The organism is Pseudomonas sp. TWR2-1-1, from assembly GCF_049897045.1.
Classification (GTDB): Bacteria; Pseudomonadota; Gammaproteobacteria; order Pseudomonadales; family Pseudomonadaceae; genus Aquipseudomonas; species Aquipseudomonas versuta.
The window spans coordinates 449,831-469,766 of record NZ_JAFCVM010000001.1 but is presented as its reverse complement, the minus strand read 5'-3'; the positions used below and the strand labels follow the sequence as shown (position 1 = coordinate 469,766).

At 58.3% G+C, this 19,936-nt stretch carries 20 protein-coding genes; 13 read left to right on the top strand and 7 right to left on the bottom strand.

The features are described from left to right. Positions 1-9: 9 nt before the first annotated feature. From ACP7BO_RS02255 to ACP7BO_RS02240, 4 genes are all read left to right on the top strand, one after another. Positions 10-2,547 (top strand): fimbria/pilus outer membrane usher protein, encoded by a 2,538-nt coding sequence (locus tag ACP7BO_RS02255; RefSeq protein ID WP_426208909.1) that lies wholly within the window; start codon positions 10-12, stop codon positions 2,545-2,547. An 11-nt stretch (positions 2,548-2,558) separates the two neighbouring features. Then, positions 2,559-3,599 carry a fimbrial protein gene (locus ACP7BO_RS02250; protein WP_426208412.1) on the top strand — a complete coding sequence of 347 codons (1,041 nt, stop codon included), beginning with the start codon at positions 2,559-2,561 and terminating at the stop codon, positions 3,597-3,599. A gap of 350 nt (positions 3,600-3,949) precedes the next feature. Continuing rightward, positions 3,950-4,396: a hypothetical protein gene (locus tag ACP7BO_RS02245; protein ID WP_426208411.1), complete on the top strand. Its 447-nt coding sequence runs from the start codon at positions 3,950-3,952 to the stop codon at positions 4,394-4,396. A 13-nt stretch (positions 4,397-4,409) separates the two neighbouring features. Next, on the top strand, positions 4,410-5,618 hold the full coding sequence (locus tag ACP7BO_RS02240; protein ID WP_426208409.1) for an EAL domain-containing response regulator: 1,209 nt from the start codon (positions 4,410-4,412) through the stop codon (positions 5,616-5,618). A gap of 171 nt (positions 5,619-5,789) precedes the next feature. Here the strand turns inward: ACP7BO_RS02240 and ACP7BO_RS02235 are convergent, their stop codons facing one another. The 3 genes from ACP7BO_RS02235 to ACP7BO_RS02225 form a co-directional block, all read right to left on the bottom strand. Then, positions 5,790-6,491, bottom strand: coding sequence for a FadR/GntR family transcriptional regulator (locus tag ACP7BO_RS02235; RefSeq protein WP_426208407.1), 702 nt, complete (start codon positions 6,489-6,491; stop codon positions 5,790-5,792). Between the two features lie 223 nt (positions 6,492-6,714). Then, the gene (locus ACP7BO_RS02230) at positions 6,715-7,857 is read right to left on the bottom strand and encodes a mannitol dehydrogenase family protein (protein ID WP_426208405.1); all 1,143 of its coding nucleotides are present in this window, start codon (positions 7,855-7,857) and stop codon (positions 6,715-6,717) included. Positions 7,858-7,860: 3 nt separating this feature from the next. Next, complete coding sequence (locus tag ACP7BO_RS02225) at positions 7,861-8,871, bottom strand: zinc-binding alcohol dehydrogenase family protein (RefSeq protein WP_397455823.1); 1,011 nt, start codon at positions 8,869-8,871, stop codon at positions 7,861-7,863. A 658-nt stretch (positions 8,872-9,529) separates the two neighbouring features. Between ACP7BO_RS02225 and ACP7BO_RS02220 the strand changes: the two genes are divergently transcribed. The 3 genes from ACP7BO_RS02220 to ACP7BO_RS02210 all read left to right on the top strand — a co-directional run bounded on the left by ACP7BO_RS02220 (position 9,530) and on the right by ACP7BO_RS02210 (position 11,904). Next, positions 9,530-10,942, top strand: a complete 1,413-nt coding sequence (locus tag ACP7BO_RS02220) for a PAAR domain-containing protein (protein WP_426208403.1) — start codon at positions 9,530-9,532, stop codon at positions 10,940-10,942. Next, entirely contained in the window at positions 10,939-11,328 is a 390-nt protein-coding gene (locus ACP7BO_RS02215) for a hypothetical protein (protein WP_073510306.1), read from the top strand. The genes ACP7BO_RS02220 and ACP7BO_RS02215 overlap by 4 nt, the downstream gene beginning before the upstream one ends. Before the next feature lie 186 nt (positions 11,329-11,514). Then, a complete protein-coding gene (locus ACP7BO_RS02210; RefSeq protein WP_426208401.1) occupies positions 11,515-11,904 on the top strand; it encodes a hypothetical protein in 390 nt (129 codons plus the stop codon). Positions 11,905-12,056: 152 nt separating this feature from the next. Here ACP7BO_RS02210 and argC read toward each other — a convergent pair whose 3' ends face one another. Next, positions 12,057-12,995, bottom strand: a complete 939-nt coding sequence (gene argC / locus ACP7BO_RS02205) for an N-acetyl-gamma-glutamyl-phosphate reductase (RefSeq protein ID WP_426208399.1) — start codon at positions 12,993-12,995, stop codon at positions 12,057-12,059. A 115-nt stretch (positions 12,996-13,110) separates the two neighbouring features. On the opposite strand from argC, the gene ACP7BO_RS02200 reads away from it, so the two are divergent. After that, positions 13,111-14,016 carry a LysR family transcriptional regulator gene (locus tag ACP7BO_RS02200; protein ID WP_426208397.1) on the top strand — a complete coding sequence of 302 codons (906 nt, stop codon included), beginning with the start codon at positions 13,111-13,113 and terminating at the stop codon, positions 14,014-14,016. Between the two features lie 100 nt (positions 14,017-14,116). Continuing rightward, positions 14,117-14,446, top strand: coding sequence for a hypothetical protein (locus ACP7BO_RS02195; RefSeq protein ID WP_397455820.1), 330 nt, complete (start codon positions 14,117-14,119; stop codon positions 14,444-14,446). On the opposite strand, the gene ACP7BO_RS02190 is transcribed toward ACP7BO_RS02195, so the two are convergent. Together ACP7BO_RS02190 and ACP7BO_RS02185 are read right to left on the bottom strand one after the other, a co-directional pair. Beyond that, entirely contained in the window at positions 14,447-14,836 is a 390-nt protein-coding gene (locus ACP7BO_RS02190) for a c-type cytochrome (protein WP_397455819.1), read from the bottom strand. Between the two features lie 53 nt (positions 14,837-14,889). Beyond that, positions 14,890-15,507 (bottom strand): LysE family translocator, encoded by a 618-nt coding sequence (locus ACP7BO_RS02185; protein ID WP_397455818.1) that lies wholly within the window; start codon positions 15,505-15,507, stop codon positions 14,890-14,892. Between the two features lie 147 nt (positions 15,508-15,654). Between ACP7BO_RS02185 and ACP7BO_RS02180 the strand changes: the two genes are divergently transcribed. Continuing rightward, entirely contained in the window at positions 15,655-16,110 is a 456-nt protein-coding gene (locus tag ACP7BO_RS02180; protein WP_397455817.1) for an Lrp/AsnC family transcriptional regulator, read from the top strand. 9 nt (positions 16,111-16,119) lie between these two features. Here ACP7BO_RS02180 and ACP7BO_RS02175 read toward each other — a convergent pair whose 3' ends face one another. After that, positions 16,120-17,037 carry a LysR family transcriptional regulator gene (locus ACP7BO_RS02175; RefSeq protein WP_397455816.1) on the bottom strand — a complete coding sequence of 306 codons (918 nt, stop codon included), beginning with the start codon at positions 17,035-17,037 and terminating at the stop codon, positions 16,120-16,122. A 116-nt stretch (positions 17,038-17,153) separates the two neighbouring features. Here ACP7BO_RS02175 and ACP7BO_RS02170 point away from each other — a divergent pair, with 116 nt between their 5' ends. The 3 genes from ACP7BO_RS02170 to ACP7BO_RS02160 all read left to right on the top strand — a co-directional run bounded on the left by ACP7BO_RS02170 (position 17,154) and on the right by ACP7BO_RS02160 (position 19,878). Beyond that, a complete protein-coding gene (locus tag ACP7BO_RS02170) occupies positions 17,154-18,041 on the top strand; it encodes an SDR family oxidoreductase (protein WP_426208393.1) in 888 nt (295 codons plus the stop codon). A 365-nt stretch (positions 18,042-18,406) separates the two neighbouring features. Further along, positions 18,407-18,913: a sigma-70 family RNA polymerase sigma factor gene (locus ACP7BO_RS02165; RefSeq protein ID WP_003443479.1), complete on the top strand. Its 507-nt coding sequence runs from the start codon at positions 18,407-18,409 to the stop codon at positions 18,911-18,913. After that, positions 18,910-19,878, top strand: a complete 969-nt coding sequence (locus ACP7BO_RS02160) for a FecR domain-containing protein (RefSeq protein ID WP_426208391.1) — start codon at positions 18,910-18,912, stop codon at positions 19,876-19,878. The genes ACP7BO_RS02165 and ACP7BO_RS02160 overlap by 4 nt, the downstream gene beginning before the upstream one ends. Positions 19,879-19,936 lie beyond the last annotated feature (58 nt).

Below are 19,936 nucleotides of genomic sequence, written 5' to 3'. Positions count from 1 at the left end.
TTTTGTATGGTGCCCTTTTTGATATCTCCTCTTGCCATGGCCACGGAGCAATTCAATACTTCCTTTATTCGTGGCAACGATAATATCGCGCAGGTGGCTGCGTTGTCCGGCAGCGACGACATCCTGCCCGGGCACTACCCGTTCGATATTTTCTTGAATGGCCAGCGCATAGACCATCGCGATGTCGAATTCAGGAAAGAAGCCGCAGACCAGCCGATAGTGCCCTGCCTGACAGCTCAAGATTACCTGGACTACGGGGTTAAACTCAGTGATCGCCAACTGCAGGCCCCCACCGACTGCTTTGCGTTGAACAAAGAAATCCAGGGCGCAAAGTTGAGCTACGACGCCGCGCTGCTGCACATGGATATCGACGTGCCGCAGTTGTTTCTGGTGCCGCGCCCACAAGGCTCCATTTCACCCAAGGTCTATGACCGCGGTATTAATGCGGGTTTCGTTAACTATAACTTCAACGGCAGCCACAACACTTACGGTAACCATCAGGCGGACAAGTCCTCGGACTACTCTTTCCTGAGCCTTAACAGCGGGCTCAACCTTGGCGACTGGCGGTTGCGCAATAACTCTACGCTTAGCCAGCAGTCAGGTGCCGGTTCCAGCTTCGATAACATTTCGACCTGGGCAGAGACCGATATTGTGGCCTTGCGCAGCCGCCTGGTAATCGGCCAGACCAACACCGACAGTAATGTCTTTGACAGTGTCCAGTTCCGGGGCGTGCAGTTGTCGAGCGCCAATGACATGTTGCCGGAAAGTCTGCGCGGCTATGCCCCGGTCGTACATGGCATGGCGCAAACCAGTGCGCGGGTTGAGGTTCGCCAGAACGGGTACACCATCTACAGCACCAACGTGCCTCCAGGGCCCTTTGCCCTGAGCGATATTTACCCGAGCACCTTGAGTGGCAACCTGGATGTCACCGTCATTGAAGCCAATGGTTCCAGAAGCAGTTTTACCGTGCCCTTTTCTTCGGTGCCCAATATGTTGCGTGAGGGGATCTGGGACTATCAGCTGACCGTGGGCAAGTATCACGATGGAACCACCCGCTATAAACCCAACTTTATGCAAGGCACCTTGTCCGTTGGCGCGCCTTACGACGTCACGCCCTACGGCGGCCTGATGGTTGCGCAAAACTATCGCTCGGCCGTGGCAGGCTTGGGTAAAAACCTGGGTAACTGGGGCGCAGTATCCTTCGATGCGTCTTACTCCGACACCGACCTGGCCAATGGTGACAGTAAGCAGGGGCAGAGCGTGCGCTTCCTGTACTCCAAATCGCTCAACACACTGGGGACCGAGTTTCGCATTGCCGGCTACCGCTACTCGACCTCGGGCTATTACGATTTCAGTGATGCAGTGGCCGAGCGTGACCGCTACGAAAACGGCGCTTACCGTAACGAGTACTACGATGAAAATGATTATGACAACCTGGGTGTTCCGGGCTGGGCCGAATCACGTCGCCGCACTTATTACACCGATAGCTTCGGCAACAAACGCCAGCGTGTGGAGTTGTCGATCAATCAGCGCCTTGGCGCCAGTTCGACCTTGTATGCCAACCTGAGCAATCAGTCGTACTGGGGCGGGACCAGTCAGGACCGAACCCTGCAGACCGGTTTCAACAGCACCTACAAAAACACCAGCTATGGCATTTTCTATCAGGACAGCCGCAGCAACTATGGCTACAAGGACCGTAGCGTCAACTTGACCGTATCGATTCCGTTCAGCTTTTTCAGCAAGGAATCGTCAGACATGACCGCCAGTTTCAATGTCGGTCACAGCAAGCAGACGGGAAATACCTACAGCACTAGCCTGAGTGCCAATGCGCTGGACGACAACCGGCTTAATTACGTCCTGCAGACCGGACATGACCAATACTCCGGGCAAACGTCCTCGGCCAACATCGGTTATCAGGGCAGCAAGGCCATGATCAACGCGGGGTACAGTTACAGCAACGACTATCAGCAGACATCATTGGGCGTGTCCGGCGGGATCGTGGCGCACGCGGGCGGGGTCACACTGACCCAGCCGCTGCAAAATACGTTCGTGCTGGTCGAAGCCGAAGATGCCAAGGGCGTGCGTCTGGAAAACCAGCCAGGCGTGGCAATTGACGGCGCCGGTTATGCGGTCATGAGCTCCGCCACCCCGTATCGACACAATCGCATCGCGTTGCGCACTGAAGACATTGGCAGCGGCCTGGACATTCCTCTGGCCGCCCGGGATGTGGTCCCCACACGCGGGGCCATTGCCCGTGTGAAGTTCGATACACACACCGGCCAAAGCCTGTTGGTACACAGCAAGATGCACGACGGCAACTCGCCCCCTCTGGGCGCAAATATATTTAGCGCGACCGGCAAAAATACCGGCACCGTGGGCACTAACGGAGATATTTATATCTCGGGTGCCTCTTCAGGTGACCGCCTGCTCGTCAAGTGGGGCTCTGAAGATGACGAAAGTTGCGCATTGCTCGTGCCTGAATTGAAAGCACTGGAAAAACAAGCCATCGGTTATCAAGAGCTGTCACTGGCCTGCGCGAAACCATAAAAGGACACTATATGTTTTTTCTGTTAAAGCATAAAAATCCGGGACTGATCGCCGGGTTAATGGTCATGATGAGTATTTTTTCGCAGACCAGCTTCGCCCTGTCATGTAAAAAGAATGGCAGTGTTCGTCAGGATATTGTGCTGGCCGAAGTTATCAAAGTGTCGACTGCCAACACAGCACCGGGTGCATTGTTGTGGCGTTCCCCTACGTTCACTTCTACGTTCCAGTGTATCGATGACAGGAATAAGCCCGAAGGCGAAAATGCCTATCTGTATTGGGACCCGAAAATGAATTTGAAAAATATTCATAACTCAATTGAAGTCGGGGTCAACTACAACAGTATCGATTACAAAATGGTCAACTCGGCGAGGCAAGATGTCGGCCCCGGAACACGCTGCCGCAAACAGGGAAGCCGCTGTTTGTCGCCTGCTCAATCACAGAGCATAACCGTGTCGTACTCGATATATATCAAGGCGACAGGTGCCGCACCGCCGGCAGGAGGGAGGATCACCAACACCGGTTCTTATTCCCTGTTCCAGGTCGATGGCGTGGGAGGACTGAACAATGTCGCCGACAGCAACTTCAATGCTTACATTTCCGGGTTAGGCAATATCCGTTTCATCTCGTGCAACCCGAAAGTTACGGTCACGGCCAATAATGGCTCGGCCGTGAACTTTGGTAGCATCCCGCGTCAGAATGCCAAAGTTGGCTATATCGAGAAGCAGGTGCCCTTTTCCGTGTCCGCCGACACCTCGGGCCCCGAAAGTGGTCAGGATTGCCAGGGTCAGGTGTTGAACGCCAGCTTCAGCTCCACTTACCCGGTGCAGGACACTACGACCATTCTGCCGAGCAGCGACAGTGGCTTCGGCATTCTGCTGTCACAACAAGAGGCGCCGACCAGCTACATTCCCATGAACACCCCGGTGGAAATGGGGCTAGTCAATGGCACTCGGGTCACCAGAAACTTTCTGGCGAGCTTGAAGTGGCTCAGCACCAGTCCAAAAGTCGGGCCCTTTCGAGCCTCTGCGAATATTGACGTTACCTTCAAGTAATTAACACCCGCACGAGAGTTAAATATGAGACCCGAAATGGGAGTCACCAGCACTTAAATACCCGCATTTTATATGTTTGGATTAAGAATTTTTCTTAAGTTATAGTGGGCGCGCCCCGCCCTAAACAATATTCACAACAAAAAACTTTTAGATGTCAAGCACCCCTACAACGGTGCCCAAGATCATCATATCTGCATGAAATAAATAGATTCCCGGTCAGCCATTCAATTCGATAATTTTTATTGCGACGTATCTTTACTGGCTGCGCAACGGATTTTCCTAACTCGCGACTCCTATAAAAATAATGCGACATCAGGAAAGCATTAAACACTCAAGGAGGAAGAAGCGCCATGAATAGCATCACCGCTTTAAAAACTGAATCTGCTGACAAACTCGAACTGTGTATTCCACAAAACCTCTATGAATCCCTCGCCTTTCTGGCCGCCCGACATGACCGCAGTATTAACGGCGAAATCAAACAAGCCTGGCTGCAATGGACCGATCAGCTGTCCGACCTCAAGGTAATACTGGCACTTTTAACGTCCCAGTATGGCAATGAATCCAAAGCAGAGGTCACCCGTATTGATCTGCGCACCCCACCCGGCAATATCAAGCATCTACCGTGCAAGTTCAAAAGTGGACAAGTTCATCAAATAACGGAACAAGCGAATATTTTAATGGTGTCGATGAATTCAGTCATTTTGAAGGCATTAACGTGGTGGGTTAATACCTGGCGACAGGTCGACAGCCTGAATGCCGGTGCCGCGGGCACTCCCCAAACCTATCCGTGCTGGTAATAAGGAGGGAGCAGTGAAGCCCTATCGTGTACTGGTGGTTGATGGCTGTAGTTCTCAGCATGAGCACTTGCTGAATGTATTCAGTCAAGCGGGTGGATTTACAGTCGAGAGCGTCCGCGATGGTGAGGGTGCGCTGGAGCGTCTGGCAGGCAATGACTACGACCTGCTTCTCAGCGATTTAGTGATGCCCGTCATGGATGGCGTGCAATTGATCCAGAAGATCGGGGCCCTGAACAATCCGCCGGCACTGGCATTGATGGGTGCCTCCTCACGTCGAATGTTGATCAGTGCCGGGCTGGCGGCTAAAAACCTGGGAATTTCAGTGGTCGGCCTGCTGTGCAAACCGATTGAGATCAATGGCCTCATGCGCCTGAAAGAGCAGATGGCGATTTTCCGTCTCAAGGGTGAGATGGACCCCGCACGTATCCTCGAAGTCGACCCGCAAAGCATCGAACAGGCCATGGACAATGGCCAGATTCAGGCCTGGTTCCAACCCAAGAAATCACCGCGTAACGGCACGATCCTCAGTGCTGAAGCCCTCGTCCGCTGGGCACACCCTGAAGTCGGACTGCTATTGCCCAAGGACTTTCTACCCGTATTGATAAGCCTGGGGCTCGAAGAGCGACTGTTATGGCTGATGCTGGAGCAAACCCTGCAAGCGCAAAGACAGTGGCGTGTGCAAGGCCGGGAAATTCCCGTATCGATCAACTTGCCCACCCATTTGCTGGACAAGCATGATCTGGTCGACCGCTTGCGCGACTATGTGGTGGCCGCTGACGCCCAGACCCACAGCATCGTGTTTGAACTGATGGAAAGCTCAACCACCGAGGAGCCGGGCAGTTACTACGCTGGCGCGTGCCGCTTACGCATGATGGGCTTTGGCTTGGCTCAGGATGATTTCGGTAAAGGCTTCAGTTCATATTTCAATCTGGTTTCCACACCTTTCAGCGAACTTAAGATTGATCGTTCTCTGGTGCACGGCTGTGCCGAAAATGAAAACCAGGCCTGCGCTCTGCGCAGCCTAGTGGAGTTGAGCCGAAAGCTGGGGCTGACGGTCGTCGCCGAAGGTGTCGAGACCCCGGAGGAACTCGCATTTCTGCGCAGTATCAAGTGCGACCAGGTCCAGGGTTTCCTCATTTGCGGCGCTATTTCATGCACCGACTTTGAAACGCTGTTACTCGAGCAAAGCTCACAGCCGTCATGGGCAGCGTTCAAATATTGACTGATCCGCAAGCCCCAAAACCCACCGCCAATCCGCAGCAGAGTGATGTTAGGTGAAGAGCAGAAAAAACAAGGCTGGCTGTTGGGGTACTCATCCTTGACCGCGCATGAAATCGAGGTGGCCATGCAGCGTCTGGCCAGGGCATTGAAAACCGGGTAGCCGGTGCCGCGCTTACTCCGCTTCCAGCGCCACCATCCAGCGCGCTTCGGAGCACAGCAAATGCTGGCGCATGGCAGTTTGCGCGGCGATCACGTCCTTGCATTGCAGGGCACGCAGAATCGCTTCGTGCTCTATGACTGCCGCATCCCAGGTGCCGGGGTTTTCCGAGTGTTCGCTCAGGTGCGATGAAATCGGGCTGTGACGCTCGTCGAACAGCGAGGTGATGATCCGCACCAGCGCCGAGTTACCGGTCATTGTTGCCAGGCGGTGATGAAACTTGCGGTCATCCGCCAGGGGCGGGCGACTGGCTTCGATGCTCGCGCGCATGGCATCGATGCAATCCTGCAGGTAGCGGTAATCGCTTTTTTTGCCGTGCAGGCAGGCCAGCACCACGGCTTCACCCTCGATCAGCGCGCGGGCCTGCATCAGTTCGTTGGGGCTCTCGCCGAGGGTCACAGTGCGTGCGCCACCCTCTTGCAGGCGCGCAGCGACGTAGACCCCCGAACCCATCCTGATCTCGATACTGCCTTCGATCTCCAGCGCGATCAGCGCCTCGCGCAACGACGGCCGCGACACCCCCAGCAACTGCGTCAGATCGCGTTCGGCCGGCAAGCGCGAACCCACCTTGAAATCGCCCTGGGCGATGTATTCACGCAGCCGGTCGGCGATTTTCTGGTAGAGCTTGCGCTCTATATGAGGAGACGAGGAGACCATCGGGGCAGAGTCCGGGAAATGATGCCGAAGGCTATCACACAGGCCCGGGCACACTGGAGAAACCTCGGAAGGCACTGACAAACCATCTCCGGATCTGCCCCGTGGCGTCGCCTCAAGTACCGACTGCACTCAACGCAACGGCAACGTCATCTCCCGGGCTCAGTACCCGTAAGGATGAGCGTGCAAGGTTCATGGTGGATCCTCAACAGTTCTGGTGCGCCGCTCAATGCTGGCTGAGCAGGACGGCCCGCAGTACCGGTTGCTCAAGGCCCGGCGCAACCCGCGCGGCGAGCTCGATCAGGGGCTGCAGGCGACGCTGTTTCTTGTCTTTATGGTTAGTGGCAATGTCGGCCAGGCGGTGTTGTAAAAACGGGTTGGCGAAGCGCTCACGCACACTGTCGACATAGCGCCGGGCGGCATCCAGCTGGCCGAGGGCAGCGAATACCGGGAGCACTTCACCGGCCCACAGGGTTTCCAGATCGGCGCGCAGTGCCGGGCTATGCATCGCCTGGTATACGGTCTCGTCATCGGGGCGCCCGTCACTGAGCCAGCGCTCGGCCAGATAGCTGTGGCCCAGATTGAGGGTGAACAGTTTGAGGCGCTCGTAATGATCGAGGTCATCGGTCAGCACAATGGCTTCGTGGCTGCAGGGCAGCGTCAGCCCCTCCTGACGCTCGATCGCCCACAGGGCATAGGGTTCGGCCACCGCCCCCACCGGCTCCAGAGCCCGGGAAACAATACGGTCGACCAACGAGTTGGCCCAACGGCAGTTCTGCGTCAGGTAAGCCTGGAATCCTTCGCCCAGCGCCCAGCTACGTGCCAGCGCCACCAGCAAGTCACGCAACACATCGCCATTGCGCGCCACCAGTTCACAGGGAAACAGCGACAGCGTGGAGCGAGCATCGTGTTGCCAGCGGTCGTGGAGCAAAACCAGAAGCTTGGCCGGGAAGCTGATCGGCGCCGCAGCCTGTGGGGCGAGCAGCGCGGACGTGTCCCGTGGATCCAACAGATAACCACGGTCACCGGTATTGGAAACCACCACCTTGACCTGTTCGACAAAGCCCTGACGCAGTGCCGGCCACTGCTCGCCAGCATGCAGCGCGTGACTGATCGCCGAAGCCTGGAGGTTTTGCTCGACCACCTGACCCTTGTCGCCCCCCTGGATCAGCACCCGGTATGGCGTGCCGCTGGCCAGCGCCGCAGTGCGGGCAGTGCTGGCCGGGCTGTCGGTGGTCTGCACCACGGCAATGCGGCCCAGGGCAGCGCCGCGCTCCAGCGCCTGGGACACGAACAGATCGACATGGGCCTGGAGAAAACGGCTGGTGCCAAACTGCAGGATCGGCGGGAATTGATGGCTATCGCTCATGGCCTAGCACTCGATAATGGCTTTGACCACGCCTTGCTGCGGGTCGAGCAAGGTGGGGAACAGATCGACCACCTCGCTGAGCGCAATGCGGTGAGTATTCAGTGCCTGATCGGGGATCAAGCCGTCGCGCAGGCATTGCTCGACGTAGCGGAAGTCTTCGACGGTGGCATTGCGGCTGCCCATCAGGGTGGCTTCGCGCTTGTGAAACTCGGGGTCGGAGAAGGTGATCGAATCACGCACCACCGAGATCATCACGTAGGTGCCGCCGTGGGCGATAAATTCGAAGCCGCGCTCCATGGCCCGGGCGTTACCGGTGGCGTCGAACACCACATCATAAAAGTCGCCCTCAGTGAGGTCGGCCAGCGCTTGCTTATCGCCCTCGCCGATTTTCACTGCGGCGTGAATGGCCAGGTGCTTGCGGCAAAAATCCAGGCGGTCGTCACGGGTATCGAGCACGGTGACTCTGGCCCCGCGCAACCCGGCGAAAATCGCCGCCGCCATACCGATGGGACCGGTGCCGACCACCAGCACCCGTTGCCCGGCCTGAAGGTTAGAGCGGCGCACCGCATGGGCACCGATGGACAGGAACTCGATCATTGCCGCCTGATCCAGGGACACCCCGTCAGCCTTGTGGATGAACGGGTGGGCGACGCTCAGGTACTGGGTAAAGGCGCCGTCGCAGTGCACGCCGAGCACCTGGATCCGGGTGCAGCAGTTGGTCTTGCCTTTGCTGCAGGCAATACAGGTGCCGCATGAGATATACGGCATCACGTAGACCACATCACCGGCCACCAGACCGCTGCCTTCGTCGCTCGCTTCGACGATGCCGGAAAACTCGTGGCCCATGACCCGAGGGTATTCAAGGTAGGGCTGATTGCCGGTGAAGATATGCAGGTCAGTGCCACACACCCCCACGCGCTTGACCCGGATCAGGGTTTCACCGGGCTGGCGCACGGGTATCGGGCTCTGGACAGCCGTGAGCGAACGCGGCTCGTTACAGATCACAGTCAGCATTTTTATTCTCCGGCAATAGCACGCGGGCTACGGGTTTTGGCCAAGGCGGACCAGGGGGCGGGAAGCGGCGGGAGCTGCAGCAACGGGAGATAGAACCAGGGCATGCGGATCTCCTCTTATTGTGTGCAGCGTGAATGCCGCCTGGATGATCACGGCTCGAAAACTACACGCCGAAAAAAATATTGGCAAGACCAATTTATAAATATTGAAAAGTGGCCTTACCAAATAAAAACGGGCGCGAGTGCGCTCGAGAGCACTCGATGCTTCTGGAGGTGGCTTTGATAAGGGCTTGGGGGGGAGCGCAGTTTCAATTTTTCATGGACGACTATTTTTCAGAGGGCTCTGATTTATTTTCGACGGTTACGGCTTCAAAGTGCAGCGCTGCTGACACCCTTGGACCTGGAGCATCAACGTGAATGGATCGCTGCCCCCGTTTTATACCCACCAACTCTCCCCGAAACTTGCGCGCACGCGAGACAACTCGTCCTTCACAGAACATCAGGCTAACGGCTTAAAAACCATAAAGCCTGGCCATTGAGATCTGAGCCAGCAGCGCTGACTGATTTGGAGCGCCGGGCTCTTCAACCGCTTTCAAAACTGATGATCAATTTGCGGTCGCACATATCCTGGACGCGACCGGATTAAATGGAGAGAAGTCATGAGTAAGGGTTATTTCATTGGCCTGGATGATAAAACCACCTGCGGCGGCAAAGTGCTGGATGGTGATAACAGGGTCACTATGTTTGGCCTCCTGCACGCCTGCGAAGGTGACCGGGTTTCTTGTGGCAAGGACGGTGGAACTTACCGGATCCGGGGTGGCATTGCCCATATCGTGAGCCATGGCAGGCATGTGGCTGGCACGCTGGACAGTTTCAGCGATTGCCCCTGTAAAGCCCGACTGATTCCCTCGATATTCTCGGCCTACTACGAGAACGAAAATACTCCACCGCAAACCACCAGAAGCACCGCACCGCCTGCGCCTTCAGCGGTTAGCAGCCCCCCGGTAGCGCCGCGCCAGTCTACTTTCGCCCCGTCGGGCCAGCCTGCTCCTAAGCTATTTAACCGCCCGCAACCCCAGGAGCCGGGCTTCTATGTCGTGCCCAAAAGCATGACCCGCGAAGCGCTGGAGGCCACGCTTTTTCCCATGCGCGATTCGGCCGTAATGCGCAAGTTTCAGGCACTCAATCCCGATTCCGGCGACATCAAGGCCGGCACGATGATTGTGCTGGGCGACCCGGATAACACCGTCTGTACCTACCAGGAAGCACAGTTGATGCAGGCGGCCCGGCACGTCAGCGAGTCCCTGGATCCGTTGACGCCGCAAGAGGCCGAATTTCTGCTGCGCCACGGTGCTGAAATCGCCAGCTTTAGCGGCCATACCTCGACCTGGCTTGGCGTCAGCGCAGTGGTAATGGAAACCCACCTGAGCAGGCTGCGCGACACCCTTCAAGCCATGGAACGCTTGCATCAGGAAAGTTATCGCCAGCATGGGCATCTAAAATCGCCGCAATTTTTCGCCGATCGTAAACACCTGCTCACCCAGCTGGATTCACACCTGCTGAACTCCACTCGCCTGCGGGGCCAGACCAGCCTGGGCGATCATCCCAAGTTGAAAACCGCCCTTGGCATTTCCAGTCGAAGCCTGGTGCACCACTGGGACAAAGCCGGATTAGCGGGGCACATTCCGGGATATGCCAACCACGTGGAGGCGACCAGTCGGGCTGCCCGGTATATGAAGACCGGCGGTTATATCGGCATCGGCATTGGCGGCGTGTCGTCGCTGCTGGCTATCCAGCAGGTGTGTAACGGCGATTCCGGGGCGGCTTGCGAGAAGGTCAAGTTTACTGAAGGGGGGAAGTTTAGTTTGTCCACCGCTGTTGGTGCTGCGGGAGGAAGGATAGGCCAATTTGCCAGTGTTCCGATATGTCTGGCTCTTGGCGTCTCTACAGGTATCGGGGGTGTTGTCTGTGTCGCAGCCATCGTAGGTACTGGCGCATGGGTAGGTACGACTGTGGGTACTTTAGGTGGCGAATACATAGGCGAGACAATTTACGAGGTTACACAACCATGACCAGTATCGACACTTGGTCGCCGTGGATTGTGATTTTTTTTATTGGGACTCCAGGTCTGCTTGCAGTTGCGGGTCTTGCGTTCAGCCTGTACCTCACCCACCGCCACCTGGACGCCATAAAAGAAGCATTGAAGAACAGCCGTTATATTTATATTTGGGGGCCGAGCCTGGGGAAACGGGGAGTGATCTGGTCCCTCCTGGAAATGTCCAAAATCACCCAAATGATCATCATGCCCAGATCATCACTTATCATCGGGGAGCTGGACCCGGGCGATCTGGAAAAATTTCCGCCCTGCCTGAGACGTCTTCTGATCATCGACATGACCATAATGATTACCTCTGTTGCCTGGATGGCTGTTGCAGCCCTGCTGATCAAGTTTAAGTGACTTGATGTGCAACGAGGCAGGCCAACTTGCCAGTGCTCCGATCTGCCTGGCGCTTGGCTTTTCTACAGGCATATTGGGTGTTGCCTGTGTTGCAGCAATAGTAGGTACTGGCGCATGGGTGGGAACGACTGTCGGTGGTGAGATAGGTGAAAGAACGGGTGAAATACTGTACGAGCAATCTTCTCGATGACAGCAGAGGAGTTTTGGAGGTCCTGGCTACTTTTCTGGCTCTTGGCGGGACCACTTTTACTTGCAGCTGTAAATTTTGCCTACAGCCTGTACCTAAGCCGCCGTCATCTGGACGCCATAAAAGAGGCCTTGAAGAACAGCCGTTATATTTATCTTTGGGGCCCGAGTCTGGGAAAACGAGGTTTGATTTGGTCCCTGCTGGAGATAGCAAAAATCACCCAGATAATCATCTACCCGAGGTCATCACTTCACATCGGCGAACTGGACCCGGACGATCTTGAAAAATTTCCTCCCCGCCTTAGACGTCTACTGAAAATAAAATCAATCATGCTGATTGTTAATGGTGTCTGGGTAGTGGCTGTTTTTGTACTGCTGAAGTTTGAGTAATTTGATGGACGACTGTTCCATCTTGAAAAAAGCCTTCGGAACGCAAAGCAGGGCCTTGGCACACTTGCGTTCCGTTGGACTTCATCCCTGCGCTCAACAGATTCAATCGCTGGCAAGCCAGGCGCCTACAGGGGGGCAGCGTTACTCAGTGTTTACTGCGCACCCTGCCCCGCCATCATCAAATCCAGATTCTGCACCGCAGCTCCGGCAGCGCCCTTGCCGAGGTTGTCGAATACAGCAGCCAGCAACACCTGGCCGGTCTGCTGGTTTTCACACACCACCAATTGCAAATCATCAGTCCCGTTCAGCGCCTGAGGATCAAGGTAGGTCAACGCTTTGGATTGCTGCAGCGCCATCACCTGGACATGGGCCGTATCGGCGTAGTGCTGCACAAGGCATTCATGCAACCGCTGCCCGTCCACGCCCGGCGCCAACAGGCGCAGTTGCAAAGGTATGGTCAGCACGATGCCCTGGCGAAAAGCACCATAGGCCGGGATAAACATCGGCCGCTCCAGCAGGCCGCTTTGTTGCTGGATCTCCGCAACATGTTTATGCGCCAGGCCCAGACCATAAACCTGAAATGCCGGCACCTGCGCGGCACCCTCCCCTTCAAATTCCTCCACCCCGACCCGCCCTTTGCCGGAATAACCCGACACGGCGTGAATGGTCATCGGGTAGTCCGCGGGCAGTAAACCGGCCTCCAGCAATGGACGCAGCAGCCCTATCGCGCCAGTGGGATAGCAACCCGGGTTACTGACCCGACGCGCCGTGGCAATACGCCGGGCCTGTTGCGGGTTCATCTCGGCGAAACCATAGGTCCAGTCCGGATGGGTACGGTGCGCCGAGCTGGCGTCAATGACCCGCACGCCAGGGTTTTCGATGCTCGCTACAGCGTCCCGTGCCGCGTCATCGGGCAAACACAAAATCGCGATGTCGCAGGCGTTGATGATTTCGGCACGACGCCGGGCATCCTTACGGTACTCGGGGTCGAGCGTGATCAAGCGCAGATCGGAACGTCCGCGCAGCCGTTGATGGATTTGCAACCCGGTGGTGCCTTGGTCGCCGTCGATGAAGATCAGAGGACTTGCCATGGAATGCTCTCGGACTCAGGAAATCAGGAGCGGCAATCTTCAGCGAGGGGCTAAGATAGGAAAAGTTGAATTTCCAAACGATGAACTTCAGATTTTCTGAACAAGGACCGCTCCAATGCGTGAAATCAGCCTGGACCGGCTGCGCACACTTGTCGCTATTGCTGACCTGGGCTCGTTTGCCGAGGCGGCCCGAGTGCTGAACCTGGCCCCGCCCACGGTCAGTCTGCATATCGCCGACCTGGAGTCGCGAGTAGGCGCCAGGCTGTTGTCGCGCACCCGCGGCCGGGTCCAGCCCTCGGCCATTGGCGCAACCCTGGTGGAACGTGCACGCGCTCTGTTGGCGGATGCGCAGCAGGCACTTGAGGACGTGCAACGACAGGTGCAAGGGCTGGCCGGACGCGTGCGCCTGGGCGCTTCCACCGGCGCCATCGCCCAGTTGCTGCCGCAAGCGCTGGAGACCTTGAATCAACGCCATCCTGCTATCGATGTGCAGGTCGCAGTGCTCACCTCGCGGGAAACCTTGCACAGGCTGGCCGAAGGCTCTCTGGAGATCGGTCTGGTGGCGCTGCCACAGACCGCGGTCAAACACTTGCGGATCGAGCCGTGGCGCCGGGACCCGGTCATGGCCTTCCTGCCGGCCCGAGGGCAATGCCCCGATGTAGTGACCCCCGCCTGGCTGGCCGCTCAGCCCTTGATTCTGAATGACAACACGACCCGTCTTTCGCGCCTGACCTCGGACTGGTTCGCCAGTGATGGGCACCAGCCCGCTCCACGTATTCAGCTGAACTACAACGATGCAATCAAGAGCCTGGTGGCGGCCGGTTATGGTGCGACCTTGTTGCCCCATGAAGCCTGCACCCCGTTGCCTGACAGCCGGATCGCCATGCGCCCGTTACAGCCCTTGTTGTGGCGCCAGCTCGGGATTGCCCACCGTGACGGTGATGTCGAGCGCTCCACGCAACATGTACTGGATGTGTTGTGGGGTTTGAGCTCGGAGCGGGCCGATGGTGTCACTTGTTAAGCATCCCCCGGTTTCTCGGGGGGCGCAGGTCCAAGGCTTTTTTTTCACGGACAGAACAGCGATGATCGCCGCCCCGCACCCCAGCACAGGAACCCGTTTCATGGAATTGCCACTGGAAACAGTCGCCCTTTTCGCGCTCAAACTGGCCTATGAGACCGAAGGCTCAAGCCCGATATTGCGCGACGACCTGGTCATGGCGGACTACGAGCGCGAGGTCTTTGCCCTGCTGGTACGCAAGGGAGATATCGCGGCCATTCAGGCCAAGCTCGATGCTTGCCTGGGCCTCGCCATGAACGCCCTGGGCGGCACCGACAAGCCCATGGGCCGCGAGCTCGGGCGCCTGTCGCTGGATGTGCAAAGCGCCCGCACGCTGGAGCAACTCAACGCCCCGCTGCTGACACTCAGGGACTACCTCAAAGACATTCTGTGATCACTGCCCCTGAAAGGTTTCAAGGTACGCCAGCAAGTTGTCGATCTTCTGCGGGTCGCTGATGCCCCAGAAAATCATCCGCGTACCGCTCACCACTTTCTTCGGCGCCTCGATGTACGCGGCCAGCTTGTCCCGCGTCCACACCACACCCGAATTTTTCATCGCGTCGGAGTACTGGTAGTCCGCCGTGGTCCCGGCTGGCCGGCCGATTATGCCGTTGAGCTGCGGTCCGAACCCGCCCCGGGCGTTTTCGCCGACGCTGTGACAGCCGCCACAGGTTTTGCTGAACAGTCTGGCTCCCGCCTCGGCATCGCCAGCCGCGACAGCGGCGGTGCCGGTGAACCCGGTTGCAAGGATCAGGGCCAGGGTCAGTAACGCTGCTGGTTTCATCGGCGGTTCCACATTCAGGTGTCAGGATCGGGCTCGCCGGCAATCTTACAGGCTCAATGTAAAACCTGCTCCGCCAGCAGGACCAGGGCAATGATGATCATCACCGCCCCGGACACCCGGCTGACGTTTTTCGCCGCCCCCGGACGGGTCTGCAACACTGCCCGGGCGCTGAACCCCACCAATAGATACACCACGGCGCAACTCACCCCATGCAACGCGCCCAGGGCCATGATTTGCGCCGGGACCGGCCATGTCGACAGCGGGTCGGTGAACTGCGGCAACAGGGCCAGAAACAGCAGAAACACCTTGGGGTTCATGCCACTGACGCACGTGCCCTTCCACACCCAGCGAAACCACGAGTCCGCCACCTGCACCTGTCCGGCCTGCGGGGTGGAAGGCTGGCGGATCATGCCAATCCCCAACCAGAGCAAATACAGGGCGCCGGCAAGGGTGAGCAGCGACATGATCAGCGGGCTTTTGGCCAGCAGCGCGCCGATACCTGCGGCCACAATCAGGGTCGCCAGCAAATGCCCCGAGAGCAGGCCCGCCACAGCCGGCGCAACCCGGCGTTCGCGCATCCCGGCAGAAATCGCGTAAGCCCAGTCCGCGCCGGGGGTGATGATGAACAGAAACGACACCGCCCAAAAGGCGGCCACTATGCTGAGAGTCACGGAATGTCTGCCTTCTATGAGCTAACCGGGAGGTTGTGCATTGCGCCGGGTCAAGCGAATGCTGCCAGTAGAAGATTAGAGAATTGCTGATAGGATTATCTTTCGTTTATCCCAACCAGCCGCGTCGCCATTAGAAGGATCTTCCGGATGGATCGAATTGATCGAAAGATTCTTGCTGAGCTGCATGCGGACGGCCGCCTTTCTCTCACTGAACTGGCGGACCGCGTCGGGCTCAGCCTCTCGCCTTGCCATCGGCGGGTGCGGGCACTGGAAGAGTCGGGGGTGATCCTGGGCTACCGGGCCCTGCTGGCGCCGAAAGAACTGGGCCTGGGCTTTTCTGCGATTGTGTTCGTGACATTGCGCGAAGTGACCCGCCAGGCAGTCGCAGACTTTGAGGCAGCCTTACCGCAGATCCCGCAAATCATCGAAGCGCAAAGGCTGTTCGGCGATCCGGACTACCTGCTGCAAGTCATCGCCAAAGACCTGCAGGCCTTTCAGCAACTGTACGACGAGCGCCTGACCTCGCTGCCCAACGTACAACGGCTGGTCTCCACCCTGGTGATGAAAAGCGTGATCCACGACCGGGTGCTGCCGCTGTCGTAGTCGCTGCCATTACCCGTCCAGCGGCATCAACCCGGCCGCTAGGGCATCCAGCAAGGCACTGACCTTGGGCAACGCCTGGCGGCTTTTTGGCCACACCAGATTGATCGCCAGGCCTTCGCTGGCCAAATGCGGCAGCACCTGCACCAATGAACCGTCGGCCAGTTGCTGCTTGATCAGCCAGGTCGGCAACTGCGCAATCCCGCACCCCGCCAGCACCGTCATTACCTGCCCCTCGCCATCACCGACGATGTATTTGGCAGACATCACCCGGCGCTCGGTCTCACCGGGCCGGCTGCCGGAAAAACGCCAGGGGCTGACCGTACCGTCTGCCCGGCCATAGGCCACACACTGATGGTGCTCCAGGTCGCGATCGGTCTCAGGTGTGCCGTGGATTTTCAAGTAAGCCGGGGCGGCGCAGAACACATGCCGTTCACGCCCCAGGTAACGATGCCCGAGCGCTGCAGGCCATACATCCGAACCACCGACCCGGACGACGATATCAACCCCCTCTTCAACCGGGTCGATAAAGCGGTCTGAAAACGAAATGTGCGGCAGCAACAGCGCATGCTCCTTCACGAATTGCAGCACTACCGGCAACGCCAGCAACCGCCCGAACGCTGCCGGCAGATCAATCCGCAGCCTGCCACGCGGCTCGGTATTTTCCGCCTGGATGGATAACTCGGCCTCCTCCAGCTCCGCCAGCACCCCGGTACAGGTCCGATAGAAAGCCGCCCCGGCATCGGTCAATGCCAAACGCCGCGTGGTGCGATTGAACAAGCGCACATCCAGCCTGCTTTCCAGCCGGGCAATACCTTTGCTGATTGCCGAAGCGCTCAGGTTCAGGCGCTCGGCAGCGGCTTTGAAGCTGCCGGCTTCGGTGACACACACAAACACATCGATGCCCTTCAAGCGCTCGGAAGAAAACATGGCCGCCCCGCATTAGTGAATTAAATTCAATCAATTCGGTAAAATGTATCGCATATATGACTAATTTTCCCCAGTAAGCTGAAGGCCAAGACCTACCTCTACCAACAGGCGCTCCCATGACCCAGCACAAACCTGTCGTTCTGATTACCGGGGCCACCGGCCAGATCGGCGGCGACACCCTGCGAAACCTGCTGAACGATGACAGCATCACCCTGGTGGCGGCCGTGCGCTCCCCGGCCAAGGCCGAGCCATTCGAGGCCCAAGGCATTCGTACGGTGATTCTGGATTTCGACAAGGAAGAAACCTTGGCCCCGGCACTTCAAGGGATTGATCGCGCGTTTCTGGTGACGGGCTACACCGTCCACATGCTGCGCCAGAGCAAGGCCTTTGTGGATCAGGCGAAAAAAGCGGGGGTGCAACACATCGTGCATCTGGGTGCCTGCGGACGGGATGACACCACCATCGGACACTGGGCCTGGCACCAGTTCGTTGAACGCTACATCGAGTGGTCAGGCTTTTCGTTCACCCACCTGCGCCCTGAATGCTTCATGCAAAATCTGCTCAGCTACGACGGCACCCAGGCAGTGAAAGAAGGCGTTATCGAGCAATACACCGGCGATGCGCGTTTCAGCTGGGTCGATGGCGAAGACGTCGCCCGCGTCGCTGCACAAACCTTGCTGCACCCGCTCAAACACGCTGGCAAGACCTACCGCCTGGGCTACGACGTGCAGTCCTACGGCGACATCGCCGCCATCATGACCCGAGTCCTGGGCCAGCCGTTCCGTTACAACGCGAAGTCACCTGACGTGTTCCTGGAAAACATGCGCGCGGCCGGAGCCGAAATGGCCTACATGACCTGCGTGCATGACAACTTCACGCGCATGGCTGCACGGCAGATTCCCGGGGTTGAAGAGACCTTCGACAACTTCCCCGGCATCACCGGCCGCCAGCCCGTGACCTGGGAAGATTTCGTGCAAAAACACCGCAGCGCTTTTGCCTATTGAGCACCTCGCACCACCCCTGACTTCAAAGCAAAGCTCGCTGGCAAGCCAGCGCCTACAGAAAAACACCGCAATCTGCCCCCCCCCCCTGTGGGAGCGGGCTTGCCCGCGATGGCAGCGCCGCTGTCTTCAAGGCAGAACTCGCTGGCAAGCCAGCGCCTACAGAAAAACACCGCAATCTGCCCCTCCCCCTGTGGGAGCGGGCTTGCCCGCGATGGCAGCGCCGCTAGTGCCCAGCAAACCGCGGCGCCTGAATCGCCCCCCCAACCCCATTTCCGGATTGCCTGACAGAAGTCTGCGATTGCAGTGGCCATCATGTGGCCGCTACTATTGAGAACTATTCGCACTAACATCTGGAAACCCGACCGGTGCACCCTCTTGCGACCCAAAAACTGGGCTTTTTTTTCAGCAGCCACCATCGCTGGCTGCTGCAACATATTCAGCGCCGCCTGCGTAATCACGCCGACGCAGAGGACACCGCCGCCGATACTTTTTGCCAGATGCTGGCGGCGCGGGTAGATCCGGACAGCATTGAACAGCCCCGGGCGTACCTGTCCACCATTGCCCGGCGCCTGATTTTCGACCGTCACCGTCGGCGCAAACTGGAAACCGCCTATCTCGATCGCCTGGCCTTGCTGCCCGAGGCCGTGGCGCCGTCCCCCGAAGAACAGTTGCAGTTGATCGAAGCTCTGGTTGCCATCGATCGGGCGATCGACGGTTTGCCGATGATCGTCAAAGCCACCTTTCTTTACAGCCAGCTGGACGGCCTGAGTTACGTGGCAATTGCGCAAAAACTGGGGCTGTCCGAACGCACTGTCAGCCGCTACATGAAACAGGCATTGCGCCAGTGCTACCTGAGCGAGGCCGGCCTGTGAGCAAGCAGCGGCTGGACCCGGTGAGCGAACAGACCATCGACTGGATGGTGCAACTGCGCGCCGGCACTCCCGACGCAATGCTGCAAGAGCGCTTCAACGCCTGGCTGGCCAAAGACCCCGCACATGTTCAGGCCTGGGACAAATTGCAGCAGCGCCTCAGCGGCTCCTTCAGCCCTCTGCGTTCACTGGATAATCGGCTGCCCGGACAAGCCGGTGAAGCCCGTCAATTGCTCTTGCAACCCCATGCAACCCGGCGCGACACGCTGCGCGCTATTGCCGGCCTGGGCCTGCTCGGTGGCGGTTTGTGGCTAGGGGCGCGCAGCCCGATGGGTGATTCGCTGCTGGCCGATCTGTCCACCGGCCGTGGCCAGCGCCAGGACTTCAACCTGGCTGACGGCAGCCGCCTGCGCCTGAACGCCAACAGTGCCGTGGACCTGAGGTTCGATGACCGACAACGGCTGCTGATTCTGCGTCACGGCGAGTTGGTGATTGAGGTGGCCGCCGATGCGGGCCGGCCCTTTTGCGTACGCACCGCAGAAGGTGAAATCCGTGCTTCGGCAAGTCGCTTTCTGGTGGCTCAGGAGCCCGCAGCAAGCCGGGTGGTGGTGCTGCAACACTCCGTGCAGGCACAGCTGTTCAACGGCATGTCCCTGAACCTGGACGAAGGTCAGTCGGCACTGCTCTATGCCCGGCAGATCGTTCCTGTGGAGGGTGACCAGCGCCGTCGCGCTGACTGGCTTAACGGCAAACTGAACGTGCTGGACGATCCGCTGGAGCAAGTGGTCGCGGCCCTGCGCCCTTACACCCGTGGTTTGGTGCGCGTTGCCCCCCAGGTTCGCGGCCTGCGGGTGCAGGGCGTCTACCCGCTCAACGATCCCGACCGGGCCTTCACCGCACTGGCTGAAACCCTGCCGATTCGCGTGGATCGTTACAGTCCGTGGCTGACCCTGATCGGGGCGGTTTAACGGCCGTGGAAAGTTTTTTTTGATAATTGTTCGCATCGGTGTCCGGTTTTGATTTCTC

What these genes read in the sequence shown, in the direction of transcription:
- ACP7BO_RS02200 (WP_426208397.1), top strand. Translation starts at nt 13,111, where the DNA reads ATGCGTGAAATCAGCCTGGACCGGCTGCGCACACTTGTCGCTATTGCT.
- ACP7BO_RS02220 (WP_426208403.1), top strand. Translation starts at nt 9,530, where the DNA reads ATGAGTAAGGGTTATTTCATTGGCCTGGATGATAAAACCACCTGCGGC.
- ACP7BO_RS02245 (WP_426208411.1), top strand. Translation starts at nt 3,950, where the DNA reads ATGAATAGCATCACCGCTTTAAAAACTGAATCTGCTGACAAACTCGAA.
- ACP7BO_RS02250 (WP_426208412.1), top strand. Translation starts at nt 2,559, where the DNA reads ATGTTTTTTCTGTTAAAGCATAAAAATCCGGGACTGATCGCCGGGTTA.
- ACP7BO_RS02175 (WP_397455816.1), bottom strand. Translation starts at nt 17,037, where the DNA reads ATGTTTTCTTCCGAGCGCTTGAAGGGCATCGATGTGTTTGTGTGTGTC.
- ACP7BO_RS02225 (WP_397455823.1), bottom strand. Translation starts at nt 8,871, where the DNA reads ATGCTGACTGTGATCTGTAACGAGCCGCGTTCGCTCACGGCTGTCCAG.
- ACP7BO_RS02210 (WP_426208401.1), top strand. Translation starts at nt 11,515, where the DNA reads ATGACAGCAGAGGAGTTTTGGAGGTCCTGGCTACTTTTCTGGCTCTTG.
- ACP7BO_RS02215 (WP_073510306.1), top strand. Translation starts at nt 10,939, where the DNA reads ATGACCAGTATCGACACTTGGTCGCCGTGGATTGTGATTTTTTTTATT.
- ACP7BO_RS02235 (WP_426208407.1), bottom strand. Translation starts at nt 6,491, where the DNA reads ATGGTCTCCTCGTCTCCTCATATAGAGCGCAAGCTCTACCAGAAAATC.
- ACP7BO_RS02190 (WP_397455819.1), bottom strand. Translation starts at nt 14,836, where the DNA reads ATGAAACCAGCAGCGTTACTGACCCTGGCCCTGATCCTTGCAACCGGG.
- ACP7BO_RS02170 (WP_426208393.1), top strand. Translation starts at nt 17,154, where the DNA reads ATGACCCAGCACAAACCTGTCGTTCTGATTACCGGGGCCACCGGCCAG.
- ACP7BO_RS02195 (WP_397455820.1), top strand. Translation starts at nt 14,117, where the DNA reads ATGGAATTGCCACTGGAAACAGTCGCCCTTTTCGCGCTCAAACTGGCC.
- ACP7BO_RS02230 (WP_426208405.1), bottom strand. Translation starts at nt 7,857, where the DNA reads ATGAGCGATAGCCATCAATTCCCGCCGATCCTGCAGTTTGGCACCAGC.
- ACP7BO_RS02180 (WP_397455817.1), top strand. Translation starts at nt 15,655, where the DNA reads ATGGATCGAATTGATCGAAAGATTCTTGCTGAGCTGCATGCGGACGGC.
- argC (WP_426208399.1), bottom strand. Translation starts at nt 12,995, where the DNA reads ATGGCAAGTCCTCTGATCTTCATCGACGGCGACCAAGGCACCACCGGG.